Source organism: Qipengyuania sp. SM2507, from assembly GCF_053714505.1.
In genome coordinates this window covers 2398118-2417067 of the sequence record NZ_CM132307.1, presented here as the reverse complement: position 1 = coordinate 2417067, position 18950 = coordinate 2398118, and the positions used below count along the sequence as shown (strand labels likewise).

Annotated in this window: 12 protein-coding genes; 5 read left to right on the top strand and 7 right to left on the bottom strand. The window is 58.4% G+C overall.

Annotated elements, in window-relative coordinates:
• Positions 1-5: 5 nt before the first annotated feature.
• Both ACWIKC_RS11780 and ACWIKC_RS11775 read left to right on the top strand, forming a co-directional pair.
• Positions 6-1976, top strand: a complete 1971-nt coding sequence (locus tag ACWIKC_RS11780) for a ParB/RepB/Spo0J family partition protein (RefSeq protein WP_454597688.1) — start codon at positions 6-8, stop codon at positions 1974-1976.
• 168 nt (positions 1977-2144) lie between these two features.
• Positions 2145-2936 carry an alpha/beta fold hydrolase gene (locus ACWIKC_RS11775; RefSeq protein WP_454597687.1) on the top strand — a complete coding sequence of 264 codons (792 nt, stop codon included), beginning with the start codon at positions 2145-2147 and terminating at the stop codon, positions 2934-2936.
• Between the two features lie 199 nt (positions 2937-3135).
• On the opposite strand, the gene ACWIKC_RS11770 is transcribed toward ACWIKC_RS11775, so the two are convergent.
• The 7 genes from ACWIKC_RS11770 to ACWIKC_RS11740 form a co-directional block, all read right to left on the bottom strand.
• Positions 3136-4374 carry a hypothetical protein gene (locus ACWIKC_RS11770; protein WP_454597686.1) on the bottom strand — a complete coding sequence of 413 codons (1239 nt, stop codon included), beginning with the start codon at positions 4372-4374 and terminating at the stop codon, positions 3136-3138.
• 10 nt (positions 4375-4384) lie between these two features.
• Positions 4385-5020, bottom strand: a complete 636-nt coding sequence (locus ACWIKC_RS11765; protein ID WP_454597685.1) for a DUF6988 family protein — start codon at positions 5018-5020, stop codon at positions 4385-4387.
• Between the two features lie 28 nt (positions 5021-5048).
• Positions 5049-6857: a hypothetical protein gene (locus tag ACWIKC_RS11760; RefSeq protein WP_454597684.1), complete on the bottom strand. Its 1809-nt coding sequence runs from the start codon at positions 6855-6857 to the stop codon at positions 5049-5051.
• Positions 6854-8593 (bottom strand): hypothetical protein, encoded by a 1740-nt coding sequence (locus ACWIKC_RS11755; RefSeq protein WP_454597683.1) that lies wholly within the window; start codon positions 8591-8593, stop codon positions 6854-6856. Before ACWIKC_RS11755 ends, ACWIKC_RS11760 begins: the two co-directional genes overlap by 4 nt.
• A gap of 529 nt (positions 8594-9122) precedes the next feature.
• The gene (locus ACWIKC_RS11750; RefSeq protein ID WP_454597682.1) at positions 9123-11012 is read right to left on the bottom strand and encodes an ATP-dependent helicase; all 1890 of its coding nucleotides are present in this window, start codon (positions 11010-11012) and stop codon (positions 9123-9125) included.
• A complete protein-coding gene (locus ACWIKC_RS11745) occupies positions 11009-12922 on the bottom strand; it encodes an ATP-dependent nuclease (RefSeq protein ID WP_454597681.1) in 1914 nt (637 codons plus the stop codon). The genes ACWIKC_RS11750 and ACWIKC_RS11745 overlap by 4 nt, the downstream gene beginning before the upstream one ends.
• Positions 12923-13516: 594 nt before the next feature.
• Positions 13517-15826, bottom strand: a complete 2310-nt coding sequence (locus ACWIKC_RS11740) for a hypothetical protein (protein WP_454597680.1) — start codon at positions 15824-15826, stop codon at positions 13517-13519.
• A 267-nt stretch (positions 15827-16093) separates the two neighbouring features.
• Here ACWIKC_RS11740 and ACWIKC_RS11735 point away from each other — a divergent pair, with 267 nt between their 5' ends.
• The 3 genes from ACWIKC_RS11735 to ACWIKC_RS11725 all read left to right on the top strand — a co-directional run bounded on the left by ACWIKC_RS11735 (position 16094) and on the right by ACWIKC_RS11725 (position 18683).
• Positions 16094-17029: an ArdC family protein gene (locus ACWIKC_RS11735; protein WP_454597679.1), complete on the top strand. Its 936-nt coding sequence runs from the start codon at positions 16094-16096 to the stop codon at positions 17027-17029.
• A gap of 11 nt (positions 17030-17040) precedes the next feature.
• Positions 17041-17466 carry a hypothetical protein gene (locus ACWIKC_RS11730; protein WP_454599492.1) on the top strand — a complete coding sequence of 142 codons (426 nt, stop codon included), beginning with the start codon at positions 17041-17043 and terminating at the stop codon, positions 17464-17466.
• Positions 17467-17759: 293 nt separating this feature from the next.
• Complete coding sequence (locus tag ACWIKC_RS11725; protein WP_454597678.1) at positions 17760-18683, top strand: DUF2493 domain-containing protein; 924 nt, start codon at positions 17760-17762, stop codon at positions 18681-18683.
• The last annotated feature ends 267 nt before the right edge of the window (positions 18684-18950 follow it).

Genomic DNA, 18950 nt, shown 5'->3' with positions numbered 1-18950 from the left:
AACCCATGATCCAGTCTATTGCATTGAAGAAGCTCGTCCCCAGCCCGCGCAACGTTCGCAAGTCGAGCGATGTTCTTGCCGACCTCCAATTAAGAGCAGACATCGCAGCGCGCGGCCTGCTGCAAAACCTTGTTGTGCGCAAAGGCAAACGCGGAAGGTTCGAAGTCGAAGCTGGAGGTCGCCGCCTCGCAGCGCTCCAGGCGCTCGCCGAAGAAGGCACATTGCCCGAAAGCCATGAAGTGACCTGCCTGGTTATCGAAGGCGAGGAAAGCGAAGTGCGCGAAGTCAGTCTCGCCGAGAACTTTCAGCGTCTTGCAATGAATCCGGCCGACGAGGCGCAGGCTTTTGCCGCGATTATAGAGGCAGGAGCAACACCTGAAGACGTCGCCCGTCGGTTTGGTCTCACCGTCCGCTTTGTTGAGGGGCGCCTGCGCCTAGCTGGTCTCGCACCCTGCGTTTTCGAAGCTCTCGCGGAAGGCACGATCACGCTCGACATGGCCAAGGCCTATGGCGCAATCTCAGATGTCGAGCGCCAAGCCCATGTCTATGCCGAATTGCAAGACGCCTGGTATCAGATCACGCCTGACACGATCCGCCGGATGGTGCTCGATGCCACTGTGCGAGGCTCCGACCCGCGTGCCATTCTCGTGGGGCGCGATGCCTATCTTGCGGCAGGTGGCCGTATCGAGCGCGAACTCTTCGACGATGATGCCAGTGAAAGCTGGATCGATGTAGCCCTGCTTGAGGACCTTGCCCACAAGGCCATGGAGCAAGCAGCGTCGAAGACGGCGCAGGAATATGGCCTTGCCTGGGTGCGGCCTACTCTTGGCAATTATGTCAGCCATGACCTCGTCGAAGGCCTCAATCGCTTGCCATGCGAGCCCGCGCCAATGACCGGGGAAGAAGCCCAGAAACTCGGCGAACTCGAAGCCGACTACGACCGCGTGGCCGCCATTCTCGAAGATGAGGATAGCGACGAGGAAGAGGTAGCAAAGGCCGAGCAGGAATTGGTGGTGATTGACCGTGCCATGCGCGCGCTCAATGACCGGCCTCCGGTGCTTGCTGATGAACTGAAGGCTGAAGCAGGAGCCTTCCTCGTCCTTTCGCGCAATGGGGACCCGGCATTGGTGCCGCAGTTCTACACCGAGACCGAGATTGTTTCTGAAGACGAAGGTGCGCTTGAAGCGGTCTCGGAAAGTGAAACGGTAGCGCCAAAGGGCGGAGCGCTTTCGCAGCGCCTACTCGATGAGCTTGCCATGCAGCGCCGCGATATCCTTGCGATCCATCTGGCCAATGATCCGGCACTTGCGCTCGACTTCATGATCTTCACTCTTGCCGATGCTGACGGACACGACTGGCGTGCGAAGAAGGCATCGACGCTTATCGGTTCGGTGGCTTCCGGCCCGGTTACAGGGTTCGAAGCAAAGGATGCCCCGGCAAGTGCTGCGCTGGCTGAGTTTGCTGGATCACTCGACGAGAGCTGGCGATCGGGCGAGAATGATGTCGAACGGTTTGAAAGGTTTCGCGCTCTGTCGGACGACGCTCGCTCGGCGTGGCTTGGCCACGTTGTCTCCCGCACGCTTATCGCCAGCCTGGCCTGCGAGGGCGAACGTTCTGTGCCGCTGCATGAAATGCTTGGGTCTCTGCTCGAAATCGAGACCGCACACTGGTGGCGTCCCACGGCGGCGAACTATTTCGACCGCGTAGCCAAGGCACGCACGCTCGAAGCGCTAGATGCAGCAGGCGGCCCCGAACTGGTGAGCCGGTATGCCGGGTCTAAGAAGATTGAATTGGCAAGCGCTGCCGAGCGCATCTTCTCGGGCAACTTCATTGGCGACACGGATGTCAAGGACCGGGCCCAAGCATGGATTCCCGCGATCATGCGGTTCGGTACCGCTGAGGTTCTGGACCATGTTGAAGAAGGACTCACCAGCGAAGATAAAGGCGATAACGAGATTGCCGAGCAGGCTGCCTGATCCCTCCTGACAGGTCTAAGCCCCTTGGCAGGCGGTCCGTTCTTCGAGGACGGGCCGCCTAATTTCGTGACTGCTTCTGGGCCGAAAGCGGACTGTCCGCTGTTGGCTTTACCTCCGGCAATATCGACTTCCACGGGCCCATAAGTCGGTGCGAGACGTTACCATTACATGACCATGCACTACACGCGCGCAGGGCGCGGAAAACCCCTCCTCCTTGTCCATGGACTGGGGGCAACTGGCGGCTCGTGGGAGACGATCTCGCCTTCGCTTTTTCGAGTCAGGGAGGTGATCGCCGTGGATTTGCCCGGCCACGGGCAGACACCCGAAGAGGCCGACAGCGGTACGTTCAACGGGCTGGCGCGCAGTCTGGACGACTGGCTCCGCACCGAAAATCTCGTCGGGATCGATATGGTGGGCAGTTCGCTGGGTGCTCGCCTGGTGCTCGAGATGGCGCGGCGCGGCCAAGCGGGGGCGGTTGTCGCACTTGATCCGGGCGGCTTCTGGCAGGGGTGGGAGCGCACCTTCTTCAAAGCCACCATAACGCCATCGATTGCTCTGGTTCGCGCGCTGCGACCGGTGCTTCCTGCCATCACCGGAAATGTCGCAGGCCGGACCGCGCTCATGGCCCAACTCTCTGCAAGGCCCTGGGCGCTCGACCCGGCATTCGTTGAGCGTGAACTGAAGTCATTGGCTGATACGCGCACCGTCAATTCGCTTGTGAAGGACCTCGCCAACGGGCCAATGCAGGAGGGCCCTGCACAAACGGCTGCGCCCCTTGTCATCGGCTGGGGGCGCAAGGATCGGTTGTGTCTTCCGCAGCAGGCAGATCGCGCGATGAAAGCCTTCCCTGAAGCGACATTGCACTGGTTCGAGCGTAGCGGACACTTCCCGATGTGGGATCGGCCAGAGGAGACCGTTCGCGTGATCCTGGATGCAACAAGCATCTCGAAATCGACGTAATACTGCAACTAGCCGTTCAGCAAATCGAGGACCAAATCTTGGGGCTAGTCCCATCATAAGGTCCTTTGTTGGGCCGATTGCAGACTGTCTGCTGCCAGAGCACTATCGAATTTAGCAGACAATACTTTATTGGCGGATGGGCTTATTGCAGATTGGCATATGCGCGAACCCCGTCAAGATGAGGGAACATAGGGCTACCTTAACCTATCCGCGTCGCCTTCTGGATCGTATCCTCCACAAGAACATCCTTGAGGGCTGGCATCCCGAACATCTGACGTAAGGCGGTCCATGCCACCACCACGCCCTCGCGCCAATCGACTTCCTCGATGCCCGGGGCAGTGAATTCGTGCTCCATTCGTGGCTCGAGGGCCACCGGAGGCTCACCTCCGAAGGTTTGAACGTCCGGCCAATACAGCCCTTCTAACCCCGTCACACCGAGCCGAACATGATAGGGTGACGCGCCGCCATTGGCGCCGAGCCGTGCGAGCCCGCTGGCCAAAAGGTCGGCCCAATTCTCGGGAATGTAATCCCCATAGAAGCAGGGCCGCCAGCGATAGTCGGCCGAAATGCGAGTTTGCATCATCCATAGCTCGCCGGTCCCGCGAAACCACATCGTTGCGGCATCAAGTTCCGGCCCGACATCGGCGCGCACGCTCCCGGTGTATGTCAGCTGGCCGCCTGTCGTCTGGCCCCAACTGAAGCCGCCATATCCTCCGACAAACGGGCCATGGACCCCGCCGTCAAGGGCCGACGGATCGAAGCTGCTCGGCAGAATGCGGACATACCAGCGTCCGCCGTCCACAAACATCTTAGTACCGGAGCCCCGATCCTCGTTGATCCTGACCGGCGTCCCCGGTGCGACCCAGATGGACGGATCATCCTCGACGCTCGGCTGCCAGGGGCGCGGTGCCGGCGCGACGGCGGAAAGCGCACCAACGCATCCGCCGATCCGGTCGACGAGCGATTCCACGATGAATGCGCGCGTCTTTGCCAACTCTTCGCGGCTCGCGCCGGCTGGCAAAGCGTAAGTGATCGGTCCGCGTCTCCCCCGTAGATCGAAAGGCAGGTCTTCAACGCGACTATCGGTGAAAGCTGTGTTCCAGATAGTGACGACGCGCTCCGGCCCCAGCGCCTTCTTCGCGTAGCCAAGTTCGATCAGCACGTTCGGGTTTGCGATATGCTTGCCTTGGTCAGAGATGGCTAACGGTGTGATGTCGGCGACGAACACCGCAGCGGCATCAATCTTTGCGAGGATCGCGCTGACGATGTCCGGCGAACCCGGAAGCCCGCGCGTATCATGGTCGATCTCCAGACGCTCATCGATTTCCGTTTCGCCCGTCAGGCGATCGAGAGCGATGACCATTGCCTCGCGGATCAGATGGCGCGTTTCTCGTTCGCTGCGATCGCTCTGCCATGACCAAAATACCGTCCGTGTCATCCCGCCATTCTCACTCTAAAGACTTTGAAGCCCCGTTCGTCATCATTTCATCGGCTTCTACCACGAGATCGTCGCGACCAGCGAGGGCGGCGATCTGGCCGAATGCGATCAAGGCCATCGTGCCCGAGAACTGGACGACCTCCAGCAGGGAATCGTCTTCGAAGCACGGTTCAATATATTCACCCTGCATACGGCGAGATATCTGGTGAATCCCGCCATGCGTGTAGCCGTTCATGGCGTTCCAGGCGCTCTCTTTCACCTTGGACAGGAACTTGCTCTCGAACTCGGGGCGTTCCTCGATCGCGTCGATCAGGGCACCAAACCGCGGTGCGATCAGGTCCTTTTCGACGAATGTCTCGATCTCGGTATCCGAGGCGCAATAATGCAGCCACGCCCCACGCACGAAGCACTCGAACTCGCAGCGAACCAGGGCAAAGGCGCTGGCATAGACATGAGAGGAGACTAACGCGACGATGCCTGCATGATGCTCAATTGCCAGGTCGAAGAGCTGCCCAGGAATGCGATGGCGATGATCGCCCTTCATCTCGATACCGCTCAGCTTACCGTGAATCCAGGAGATCAGTTTATGCGCTTTGGCGAGTGCGGCTTCCGCCGCTTCGGAATGGCTATGCTGATCAATCGTCATGCTCACCCCTCTCTTCGCTTGGCGCCCTTCATCTGGATTTCCCAACCGGCTTTCGCGCCTTGGCGGCTGTTTTAGGCCGTGCGCGTCGCTTCCGCTTGGTCTCTTGGACGGGCGCTGCATCCTTCAATCCGTTTTTTGCCCGCAGCTGCTTCATGAGCCCGACCCAGAGGTCGGGCGGCAAGGGCAGGCGATAGTGACGGCAGGCCAGGGCGAGGATCGGCCAATGACCCAAGCGAACAGCAGAAAGCTGGATGAACGGTGCGGACGGCGAACATTCGGTTTCGAGAATGCGCATCAGTTCGGTGCCGTCCTCCGTGATCGGTAGACCGCCGAGCGAGGCGCCGTGCTGAGTGTCACCGACATAAAAACGCGCTTCGGTATCGGCATCCGCGATCCAGAGTTGGGCGTTACAATGGCCCAGGAATTTCGCGGAAAATTGCGCCAGATGCGCCGCTCCCTTCTCGCCGCCGAGGGACGCGGCCCAAAGGGCAAGGAGCGGGAACAGGGTGCTCCCCTTGGTCTGCGCTTGCCGAAATTCATCGGTGCGCTCGTGCGGATGATCGACCAGGCTGCGATAGTCGCTGTGTATCGTGGGATATCGATTGTGCGTCCGGTAAGCCAATGTGATGCGCTCGATCAGCGCCTCGGCGTAGTTGCTTGCCGCAGGGTTCCATTGTTCGAGCATCGACAGAAAGAGCAGAGCCACGCCGATATCTACGACCTGCTCGTCGGTGATCGGGGTCATGAGGATCGGATTGTTGCGGATCAGCAGGACAATCTGCTGGGCCAGCTCGGTGGCTTCCTGCGACTCCCAGTCGGAGCGAAGTTCGGGCAGAAGCGCCGACCCTGCCTTGAACCAGAGATGCCAGAGCCCGCGCATCGCGACCCGTCCCAGCGTCTCGAACAGCTTGAGATTGACGTCGGCCGACGCCGCCGAATTGACTGCGACCGATATGGCGTGCTGCTTGTCGACGATGGGCAAGATCTTCTCGCCGACCAAGGCATCCCAGATGGTGAAATGGAGATCGACGAGATCGGCATAGGCGATCCCGACCTCCTCGCTTGCCTTGCTCGTTCGGGCGATATCGTCGCGGACGAGTTGCCACGCATGCAGCAGCGCGCGCTCGCTTGCACGATAGGGCGCTTCGATGTTCCCCGTGTCGCGCGCCCAGACGAAAAATACCCATAAGCAGATCGAGAGCTGGCGGAGAATTGTTGTGCGCTGCTTAGCTGTGGTGCGGGTGGTCGCGCAGATGCCGCGGATCAGTGCTGCGAAATGGGTGAAGGCCACCTCCGGCTCGTCGACCATCGCGACGGCCTTCTGGAAATGCGTGCGGAGCTCGGGACGAACAAGCTGCTCGCGCAGCACGCCGTCGACGAGGAGGCCGGCCAGATAATCGCCGTTCCATTCCTCAAAGGACAGACCCTCGCGCGTCAGCCCATTGGTGAACATTGTCACGTTGTCGCGGACAGCTTCTTGGACGTCGCCGCCAAAGCAGAGGCAGATTACCACGTCATATTTGCGGTACGCCTTGGCGACACGCGTCGGAATATAGACGTCGATAATCTCGTTGATCGAGCTGCGCAGCGCCTGCGGTGTGCCGTCCCAGTCGGCCCGGGTGAGATCGCCCTTCTTGAGCGAGAACAAATATAGCTTGCGCTTGCCCTCACTATCCGGCGGGCTGAGCGCGGCGACATCGACGCCATATTGCCGCGTGCCGATCGAGGGCCGCGAAACTACCGTGTAGCCTAGCTCGCTCAGCAGGTCGGGGACGACCGCATCCAGTTCGCGCCGTTCGCGGAGCGATGCGAGATACTGGCGGAAGATCAGCTTCATTGTGGGCGGTCTTCCCCCCGGAAGTGGAGGAGCATCATCTGCAGTCCCATCGGATCGACAATCTCGACGCGCGGCATCTCGAAGGAATGACTGATGCTCCCCATGGGCGTTTCGATCCGCCGCGGCTCGTCCTTATGGTCCTTGAACCACGAGACGGCGCGGGTTCCGTACAGGATGAGCGATTCCGTCGCGATCGAGGCGAAGATCGATTTCTTTCGGGCTGCGCGCCAAGCTTCCGCCATGCTATCGGAATGCCGCTGCCATTCGAGCTGTCGCTCGCGCTCCGAAGGATGAAGTTCCGGCACCATCCCGATCGAACTGAGCCCTTCGAGATAGGCCTCCTGCCCCGCGAGCGCCCGCTGAACGGCGGCGTGCGCCGGATCGGTGCTATCTTCCGAAATCGGCTTGAGATAGTCGTCCGTGATTCCCCCGTAGTTGATCAGGACCGGGTCGACGAGCAAATCGATGATCGCGTCGGTGGCTTCGACCGACGCGGTGCGCAGCAGCGACACGAGCAGCGAGGCCATGAGACTCTGTTTGAGGAAAAAGGTAGCGATCACCTTGCGCGCCAAATAGGGATAATCGGCGTCAGCGAGTGAAAACCGCGCAAAGTCGATCCGGAAGACGAATTCGTCGGACCCGGCTCCGAACAGCGCGTCGTTCATCGCGCTACAGAGCTCATAGTCTCCATCCAGCAGCCAGGCGACGACCCAGTCGTCCAGAACCTGCCCGCCCTCTTTGCGCAGCGCATGGCTGAGTGAATCTAGCTCATCGAGTTCGATTCGGTCTTCCTCGCGGCGGAGGACATGCTCGAGATAGCGGCGCGCACGTTCGGGGTGACCGTTCTGCACCAACTTCATCAAGGCTAGGTCGAGCATCTCGACGGTGCCCTTGTTCTCGCCCTTGATGGCCAGCAAGGCTTCCAAGAGAGCATCGACCAGCTCGTCCGGCAGATGTTCGGGATCGAAGGCGAGCGTGCGCGCCGCCGTATCGAGCGTATAGTCGCCAAGCTGCTCCAGCGCTGCGCCCGCCAGCCCGGTCAATTCGACCCGTCGATCAGGTGGGGCGTCCTTCAATCGCCGCGCGACGGCCGTGATCAGCGGCGCGCGGATGGCGTCGTCAGCCGCCACCAGGTCCGAAAAGGCCGCAACAAGGCGATCCCATTCCGCATCGTTCTGACATGGAGTCTGGCCGAGCGCGTTGATCGCGGCCTGCGTCTCGGTCTCGCTTCCGCCGGTCAGAAATCCATAGGCCCGGTCGAGGAAATAGGGCCTGTCGACGGCAACGCCCTGCTTGATCGCAATGGTCAAAAAGCGGTCCGCATTGGGAACCTTGCGATCGACAAGGTCGAGCAATTCTTTTGGGCGCGACGGGTCGGCCCCGCACCATTTCGAGAATTCCTCGACCGGCATGGCGGCAGCCATGTCCTGCCCGGCTGCTTCGATGAGAGTCTGGACCACATTCAGAAGTGCTTCGGCCGGCGCCTGAAGACGGCTGATCAAAGTGCGGTAGACCTGCTGGCCACCCCAGAAGACCTGACCCTGAAACGCCTGGATAGAGTCGCGCGTCACGATACCAACGAGATCGATCTCGCCGCCATTGTGAAGATCGCTGAGCGTCGCAATGGTCGGATCGCCGTCATCGTGCCAGCGCGACCCGTAATCATGGAAGATGGCATGCAGCAGCGAGCCGTTGGCCGCATGAGCAAGAATTTCGACACGGATGGCTTCGCTCATTGCTGTGGCGGGCTCCCGGCTTGGGCCGTTCCTGAGATGGCTCGATGATTCTTTCCTAGATCAAAAATTAGCTTGGCCACCAAACCCTCCTATCTCAGGAACGAATATAGAACATGTGGCGCGGAAAATAAAGTGAACGAGCGGCGGCTTTCGGGGATACTGGCGACTACTTTGAATGACCGAATTTGGGGCGCAAAGCTGACAGGCTGGAATGGGGCCGAGAGCCGACTGGCATGTTTTGGGCGGTTCTCCCGCCAAAGCGGACATTAACGCCGTGATTACTATGCTGGCCGCTCATGAGGCGCAAAATCGACTGTCCGCTTCGGTGGGCCTCAGACATAAAGCGGCCATCAATCGGCTTGGTTCAACAATGTCTGCGGGATACAGAGGCCAGAGGTTCGACTCCCCCCCCCCGATTACCTATGCGATTGATTCTTTGTCGATCGCATCGTCTTAGAACCCGCAGTCGCTGACATTGAGCAGGACTGGTGTCGCTATGTGTCAGCTTCGCCAGAAGTTCGCTGGGCTCTTAAACCACAAGTCCCATTTCGGCGAGGAATCTAGATGGCTGCTTTGGCCATCCACGGTAGGTTTCAGCAAAAGACAGGCAGAGCCACTCCCGCGCTCTGGTGATGGCGACGAAACAATTGCGCCTTTCCTCTTCCATCTCAGGGCTGTTCTCACCGGCTTTTATGCTTTGGAAGCTAGGCAAAACGCTTTCTGCAAGTCCGACTAAGTAAACGTAATCGAACTCCTTTCCTTTCGCCCCGTGGATCGTCATCAATGTCACAGTCGCAGGACTGATAGGCGGCTCTTTCGATCTCAATGACATTTCTTGGAGAAACTGTTCCAACGGCGCGTCGCGACCAATTGCTTGGCGAATTTGTCGGCTCAAGGCTGACCAAGCAGCCCGATCCTCTTCGATATCGGGCCCATTCTCTTCGTCGTCAGAGGGTACAAGCCCCAGAAACTGTTCTATAAATGTGCGAAATCCAGTGGGCTCCTTGGCCAGTGCCATAGCGATGTCGGCGAGTTCAGTCGCTAAATTGCCATCCGCCTCTCTCCCAACAGTAGCCCATTCAACCAGCAAGGATCGTGAGCTGATGTCCGCGCTAGCCGAAATTGTATCTGCATCTAGTTCCGCGTCTTGCCAGCGGTTGAAAGCTCCGCACAAAGCCTCGAGCGCCCTTTTGTCTAAAGGGCGCATCGCGAGCCCAAGTGCTGCCACAAGCCATTGGAAATGCGCCGAGCGGAATTCGTCACGCCTCTGCGCGATAGCTGACGGCACACTTACTTTCGATAACGCATTCTGCACGCGATCGAGGAGTGCACGCGTTCTCGCCAGGACCGCAACGTGATCCCACCTGTCTTGACCCATCTTAGCTATACCGGCGGCAATACCAGCAGCTTCTTGTTCTTCGTCCTTAAAGCGAACGACCTGGATCTGCTGGTCTTCGCTGAATAGAACTTCCGCACGTCCGGCTGCCAACGGTTGTTTTGCATCCGTGCGAAGCAGGTTATGAACCACTAGCTCATTTGCCGCACTCACTATTCTAGGTGGGCAACGATAGTTGGTCGGAAGTTGAATTTCCGTTGGTGCAAAATCAGTCCTGAAGCGCTGTATCTGCTGATAACTCGCGCCATTCCACTGATAAATAATTTGATCGTCGTCAGCGACTGCAAAAACGTTTCTGAAATCAGATCCAGCCAGCGCTTTAATGAGACGGTATTGCCCATGAGTAGTGTCTTGAAACTCGTCGAACATCCAGTAGGGGTAAGCCCTTCGATAATGAATGCCGACGCCGGGATTTTTTGTAATGAGTTCGTAAGTTCGAGCAATCAGTGAATTGAAATCGAGTGCGTTCGCATTTGCCAATGCTTCCTCGTACGCAGCGAAGATCGTCGCAACTCGGTGGGCTAGGTCTCGGTCGCGGAAATGACTGATACTTTTTTCAGGTGTAATCAGACGTGATTTCAATTGGTCGATGCTTCGTAGGAAGCTCTCCGGCTCAATCTGCAGACCGACTCCGCGCGCCGCGTCGTTCAACAAGTCGACACGGTCTGACTGCAGCGAGTAAATAGCAAAGTTCGGGTTGATACCTATGTGGGAGCCGTGCTGCTGCAGCATCTGCATGCAGAATGAATGAAAGGTCCCTATCGTAGCCCGCTCTTGTTGCTCCGGAACATACTCGTCAATACGATCCGCCATCTCGTTGGCGGCGATATTGGTGAAAGTCAGCGCCAGAACGCGGAATGATTTCTCGGGCGAATCATTCAATATCCTAGCAACGCGTGTAGTAAGCACCCGCGTCTTCCCCGAGCCCGGACCTGCGAGGACGAGCAGCGCGCCTTTATCCCATTTGACGGCCTCCGCTTGCGCTTTGGTCAGATCGTGCATCACATGGTTGAAGTCAGTCATGTGATGTCCTTGATTAACTCAATGGCTTGGCGCAATTCCGCAGGCATCCTCACCGTCAATGCAGGATCGACGGCACACCTAGAACCAAGCAAAGCTGCGTAGCCTCTTTTGTCTCGCTTCAGAGCTCGGATCAATTCGTCATCGTTGTAACCGGCTGCGTTTGCATCACCCTGAAGCTGCAAAATCTCTTTCAATTCTGTTTGCAGCCCAGAGGCTACCAACTGAGCTTCCAGCGCGCCGTCAGGCAATTGTCGAGAATGCCGTGCCATGAATGCATCGCTGAAATTGCGACTTTTGACATCATCTAAAAACCGATTGCCTTCATCATCTCCGTCCACAATCATGACCCAAGGATACCCTAGAGCCCTACCTAGGGCAGCGAAGCATTCAGGATTTCCGTTGTTCTGAAAATCGATTATTGAAACTCCGAATTCATCAAGGTCGTAATCCAAGCCCTTCGCAATTCCATGCAGCAGGTGGTATTCCGATTGACCTTCAACCAGCAACCATTTGGTCGCAAAGAAGATTTCACCTCGGATTCGCCGAGCAAAAGTTTCTAACTTTTCGAGCTCTTCATCGGGGACAAACTCCAAAGACTCGTCTCGAAGACGGCGCAGTTCCACCTGAAATTCAGCCCATTGGCCATAGGTAGCGTAAGTTGTGAGCAGCGATTGATAAACTTGCTGGGTGAGTTCCCCGTGCACGATCAATTCCGACAGTGCGCTGTCGTAGCCTAACAACCCGCCAGAGTTAGCGATCACCTGATCTAGTGCATCGGGCTTCGGGGCCGAGCATGAGAACTTGCGAGGCAATGAAAGCACTTTCGTACCCTCCGGGCTGGCGCGAACAACGCGGATATCACGAAAAGGAACGTGTTGGAGGAAATACGGTGAGTGGGTGGAAACGATCTTCTGGCCAACAAGTGCTTTAATGTGTCCGAACAGCGTCCTGGATGCCTGAGGATGCAGGTGTGTCTCGGGTTCTTCCATCGCCAGAATCGGTTCGCTCTCTGGGTTGAAAAGCTCTTCGAGTACGAGTTCCACAAACGACCGAAAAAGGAACATTACGGATAAGCTTTGAACCCCTTGCCCATGCCTCATCAGGGGCAACCAAGGCTTCGTCGCATCAGTCTGGTAGATCACTTCAGCTTTGGACAGGAGTTCCCACGTATTGAGCGGCAACATTCTCAAATTGGCTTCACCCGGTGCGTCGGTATTCGCCACGCGGCTGATATCCGAAAGCGATGTTGCAAGCTGTCCTAGCTTAGGGTCAGCGGCGAGAAGCTTAGTGTTGAGAAGGTCGAAAATGCGCAACGATCTCTTCTCAAGCTCCTCTGGTATTTGAACGCTCTTGAGCAATTTACCCCAAAATTGGCTCCGCACCGAAAATTCATCCGAAGCGTCCCTGAGTGCGCTCAGATAAAAGACTGGTATGAAAGAAAAAAACTCCTGAAAATTGACTGATCGAGCCCCCTTTCCGGTGAGAGGATTGCGATCGACATTTAGGAATTGCCATTGGGGTACATAGCTTTCCTCAAGCCCATCCCACTGACAGCTAACCTTCAATAAGATCGAAGCTGTGCCTGACTGCGGATTCAGCTGGATAATATCTGCTAGCGTTTCATGGACCGCCTCAGGCCAATCGCCAGCTTGAGCCTCTTGCAGCTCAATCTCGATGATTACTGGCTCACCAATTTTTGGGTCCTTGCGACCATCGTGCAGGTGAACATCGTATTCGGTGAAGCCCGTTCCTCGCTGGCCCCATCGCCGTGTCAAAACGATCCTGATCGCCTCAAGAATTGCGGTCTTGCCGGCATTGTTCGGCCCAATCAGAACCGTGGAATCGCCAAGCTCAATCTCCGCATCTCGAATTGAACGGAAATTTCGAATTCGGACACGCTTAACCTTCACAGACCCCTCCACCCCGATTTGCGCCGTAAAAACTAATGCTTATAAAGTGCCGCCACGACGCCATAACCGCGCTAGTCCGTCGATGCCACTAGCATTTGGGGAGGGTCAGAGCTTTAGGGACCTCACTTATGTTTTGGACGAGGACGAAGACAATGACGGGGGCTAGGATGGTGCCGCCAGCCCCCTGACCCCACCGTGACCAGCGTTGGTGACCGGTTTCGGGAAAGCAATAGTTGGCCGCTGACGGCCGAACCGGGGGCGCATCTCAGACCGGCAGGTTTGGCCAGAAGCTGTTCGGCAGGTCTGACGGCGTCGAACAGACTTGTGCTCCTCCAACTCACCTATAGCAATATTCGGTCCGAACTCGCTCAATTTCCAGGTTCAAGCGCTGCAGCAAGACGCGGCAGCTGCAGGAAATCGGAGGCACCAAAGGGACGCTCACACCAGTACGAAAAGCGCCTACGTGGAATCGAGCGCGAACTGGGGCCGTCACCGTTTCGAGTTTCTCTGGGCCGCGGGCACGCCAACCCGAGGACCGTCCTCTTTCGAGGGCGCGATTATTGGTGACCGCTTAATGCGGCCCAAAGGTCTCGATCAGACCACGGTCAATTGCGCTTCGACCTTGTCAAGGCGCAAGTCGCTTGCCGCATCGAGCGTGAACTGCTCGCAGATTTCTCCGGCAATCTTTTTGGCCTCTTCCCCCGAGCCCTCGATCCCGGCGAGCACTTCGACGGTGCGAAGCGCGGGTTCGATATTGCCTGGGGCGCGGCGACGTAGCCTGTCGAGAACCTCGAGCGCCAACACAGGGGCGCCCGAGCGAATTAGGATCTCCGCAACAGCGGTGCCCTCCTCAGGGGAGCTGCCGGTCTCGATATGGCCAAGCCGAAATGCATGGAGTAGCGCCGCCTTGGCCGGGCGTTCATGCCCCTCCGGGCCGGTGGTGACTATGTGAAGCACCGCCTGAGCAATATGGCCACGGTATAGTAGCTGCTGCAGCTCGCCCCCCCGCTGCGCGTCGAGCGTGCCAGCGAGATGCTGCCTTGCGGTGGCGAGCGCCTGATCAGCGAGCGCACGATATTCGACCTGGAATTTGTCGATGAAGGGCACGATGTCCCTGCCAATAAAGGTGCTAGTGAGCGCCAGGAACGTCGTCAGCTCCAGCGCCGCCGGGACCTTCGCGAGCACCGTCGAAGATATGGCCGGCCAAGCGATATGGCCCGGCGAGCGATTCATGCGTTTGACGCCTTCTTCGCGCAGGAAAATGCGCAGCAGAACCTTTCGGGCGAGCAGCATGTCAGGGCCATGACCAGCTTCGATTGCCCCCTCGACTATCGTGCGGACGCTATCGAGCCACCATGGGGCAAGCGTTCCCAGCGCCCTGAGGAGCGCGGGAGAAGGAGGCCCGCCATTTGCGAGGTGATATTCCGCCAGGACATCGCTCAGCGAATCGCGATATCCTGGGCATTGCGATGCGAGCCGGAGGATCTCTTCCTCTTCACCCGGCGTGGCCGCGTTCAGCGCATCGCGCAGGAAGAGGTGCGACGTCTTGATCTCGAGCCGATGATGACGCTGGCTGCTGCCGACCCACTCGATGCGATCGCGGGTCTCAGCAAGCGGCGCACGTGCAAAGGCCTCGCGGAAATAATCGATCGCGTCCCGCCTTAAATGCATGTGGCCGCTGATCCAGCGATGGAGTTGGTCCTCCATTTCAGCTTGGGAGAAGGTCAGGCTGGGACCCACGGTGGTAGCGATGTCGGGACGAGCGGGGTCGAACGGCGCCGCATCTGCATTGCGCACCAAGACGGCACCCACCTCCATGCCGTCCATCAGATGCGTGGCCAGAAAATCGACGCTGCGGCACGTCTCGACGAAGACCGCCTCAAGTGTGGCGTAGTGCCGCAGCGCCATGTCGAGATTGAACTCGTCCAGTTCGGACTTCAAGGTGTGGAGCGTCACCGCCGCACCAATCTCGAGATGGCCGCCCATCCTGTTTCGTAGGTCGCGCATCGGTTCGATCGTGGCGGCGTCACGGCTGCTCGCGGTAAACTCCTGAATCGCCTCTGGTACCTTGCCTTGAGCGGCGATCAATGCGTCAAGCCCTTCCATCGCCTGCGAGGCCGTCGCCGGCAGCGCACGCGTGATCAGGCAATCTCGAAAGCTCACGATATCGGTAATTATGCGCGCCTTGATGATGCGGACCATCTCGCGATGCTGCTGGAACAAGGTCAGCAGCCCGTGCTGGATCCGAATCCAACGGCGCAGTAGCGCCAGCTGCCCCGCACGCACATGAATGGGCTTGCCATTGTAAATCGTGCTGGTGTTAGCGCGCCCGAACGCAAGCGGGTCTGTGCCGAACGTCGCCTGCTGCGCAACCGGCGTCGCCAGATAAGCTAGGATCGACGCAACCCGCGGATCGGCAAGAATGGCGGGGCTCACGAACGGCTGATGCTGGGCTACCCCCAGGTCCGCAATCAAATCCCAGATTTCGCGCGCACCGCTCGCGAAATAATCGACCATCGAGGCGTCGATCGCCACCCAGATATCGATACGCTCAAGGAAGTCCATGTCTTGGAGGTGCGCGCCGATCTTGTGGCGCGCGAGCTCCAAATTTTCCTCGAATTCGTCCGCGAACGTATTCACAGTATTCTTGAATTTGGTGCTCGCCGGCGATGACGGCAGACAATTCCGCAGCTGCCTAGCATGCGAGATGAAGTCCGCGGTTCGCACCCCAATATGGCGTGCCAGCATGCGGGCCATATCCGAATTCGGCGCTGACCCTGCGAGGTTTGCGGCGATGACGATCTCGTCGGTAATGTAGCGAAGCTTCTTCAGACGTGCGGAAATTTCAGCAGGGGAGGAGATTAATTGGGGCACAGGCGGGCTCGGATTTTCGGCGATGGCCAATGGAAATGGTGATCCTTGCCTTGGAATTCCATCGCGCTGCGTGACGTTGCGGATCGTTTCGCCACCAACGCTAGGTCACGGACAAGGGGCAAGCGGATAGCGACCAGTCCGCAGGTTGACCCAGTTTTGGACGTCAGCATTTGGGATCCACAGCGCTAGCTCGGAATGACCGGACTGAGGGCGCAAAGCCGACCAATAATAGAGAGGAAAGTGGGCTCTTTCTGAGTGCTCTGGGACAATTTCGTCCCGGCATTCAGGAGATCTTCCATGCCGAAATTCAAGCGCTCAGCCTCGTCGCAGTCTCCCGCACAGCGGATAACAGCCACAATCATCGAGAAGCTCGAACAGGGCACCAAGCCCTGGGTCAAGCCATGGCGAGGACTACCAGTCTCCCGCCCTCTTCGTGCGTGTGGAACGCCCTATCAGGGCATGAACACCTTCTGGCTTTGGATGATCGCTGATGCATCTGGCTATTCCTCACCCTATTGGATGACATATCGCCAATGCCACAAGCTTGGCGGGCAGGTTCGCAAAGGCGAGAAGTCGACCATCGCGATCTTCTACAAGACCTACGAAAAGGAGGTCGAAGGTCCCAGCGGCCAAGATGACACTGAAACGCGCCGCGTCCTTAAGGCTTACTCCGTTTTTAATGCCGATCAGTGCGATGGCCTGCCGCAAATGTACTATCCGCAACCGCTGCTCGCGCCCGTAAAGCCGGAAGGACGGCAGGAAAGGCTCGATTGCTTCTTCGGGTCTGTCGGGGCTGATCTTCGCCACCACGGCTGCGAAGCCTACTACGAGCCGGTTCGTGATCGGGTCACAATGCCGCCAAGCGACCTCTTCGACGCATACGAGCAGTACTATGCAACGCTTGCACATGAGCTTTCGCATTGGACGGGGCACTCGTCGCGGCTCGATCGCGATCTGAAGAACCGCTTTGGCAGCGAGGCTTATGCAGCCGAAGAACTCATAGCCGAACTGTCCTCGGCAATTCTCGGCGCAGAACTTGGTCTTCCCGTGACTCACCTCGACCATCACGCGAGCTACATTGCGTCTTGGCTGAAGTTGTTGAGGTCCGACGACAGGGCAATCCTGACAGCCGCAGCAAAGGCCGAGGAAGCGGCAAGCTTGCTGATGCGCCTTGGCGGTCTGGATGAGCGCCAGTCGTCCGAAGACGACAACGATCTCGAACAGGCAGCTTGAAGGAGACCACCATGGGACGCTCTGTGAGCTATCCGACGGGTGCCATCGTCGCATTTCGTCTGGTCGACGAAGCTGAAGACGACTGGGACTGGGCCTACGAATGCCTCGTTGAGGACATCGTTGAAACGGCTAGTTCCTGTCTTCCGTCACTCGAGCCATTTGATGGCTGGCGTGGGCGTGAAGATCGCATCCTCCTTCGCAACGCTTTTGTGGATTGCGGGGTTTCAACCTATTGCGGTCTCGCCGCTATCTGGATCGTTGAACGCGACGACAGCCGTTATTGGGAGGCCGACTACCGAAAGGCGAGATCGGGCCGTGCCCAGCAATGGCTCTCCCAGGTGTCTGAGAGATTCATCAATGCTTTTGCAGAACTCCGTCTCGTTGGGCGATTTTCTAATGGCGAGGCGATCTTCGAGCGCGCGAATGCTGCGCCGTGAGACCGGCTCGGCAGTTTCGCATTTGCTTCAATAGTCCCACTCCTGCTCGTCTCGGAAAGGGGTCATTGAATTGCCTCGGCCCATTCCGCCGGGAGAGGCCCTGGGCCGGTCGGGTGAAGGCGCAACCTGCGGCCCGTCGGCCCGTGTTACCCGCGCCAGCCTAGGGCCGCAGGTTTCCCGCTCACGCGGTGCGCCTTCACCCTTGTCCCGGCCCTGATCGGGCTCCGGCGGATCGGGAGCGAGTCAATCAAGTCGCGTCTTCCGATCCCTCGAATAGATCAGGAGATTTGACCATGTATGACACCTTCATTGACCACCTCGCAGGCCTTGACCTTTCAGGCTTCAGCATCAAGCCCGCGCCATTTACCCAGACCGATTTTCCCTGTGACGAAGCAATCAATCAGACGCTTGGCGGAGCCTGGTCAGACCTCTTTGCGATGTTTGCTGATACCGCCCTTGAGGCCGATGCCGAGGATATCGCCTGGGGCTTCGTCAATCTTTTCCATCGCGCAGCCAGCCGCAAATCGTCCCGGCTCGACCGCGCGAGTGACGAGATCCGCGCCTTGCTTGCCTCTGCCGATGGGTCGGAAATCCATTCGACCAATCTCGACGAGCAGGTTGAGCGCGCGCAGGCGGCAGAAGCCAGCATGATCGCTTTTGAAAAGATGCGGGAAACAGCGGCTGCATTGTACCTCGACGAGATTGGGTCCTCATGGAAGCCCATGTCTGGCTCCCGGCCGAACCACTCCGCAAAGCTCACATCAGCCGTTGTTGATGCCCGCGATTTCCTGCGCGCTCGTGCCGAACGGCACCGAGCCGCTCACTCACCCGAAGGTACGCCAATCGTTTTTGCAGGCGGTCGATCATCCTTTGCAACCACTGACGAAGCCAAGGCTTTTGCTGAAACCGTCTGGGCAACCCTCGACAAGGTCTACGATCAAGTTCCCGACATGCTTATTGTCCATGGCGGCGACAGCAAGGGTGTTGATCGGCTGGCAGCCAGCTGGGCCGAACGACGCGACATACAGCAACTGGTATTTTCGCTCGACAGGCGTCTCGGTGCCCGCGCTGGCTTCAAGCGCAATGAGCAGATGCTGAGCTTGAAGCCCCGCTACGTAATTGCGTTTCCGGGCAATGGTGTACTCGAGCGTCTGGTCATCGAGGCCAAGGCTCAGCGGATTACAGTGGTCGATCGCCGGTGCCCCACTGGCGGTTGATAGCCGACCTGAAGGCGAGCGGCTCCGGCCGCTCGTTTTCCCGCTTCTTACTCTGGGGTTGGCCCTCTTGCGGTGCATGGCTGAATGGCGGATTGGTGTGTGGCTGTGTGCTGCTCTCTTGGCATCGTACTTCCCCATAGGCCTTGTGTCGCTTTTGAGCGACCGCCCGCCAATTCTCCTCTAAATGTCTGGCTCATTTATCGTCCCTTGGGGCGTTCTCAGGACGCTAACGCCTGCCACCAACACGAAGCCTCATCGGACACAATG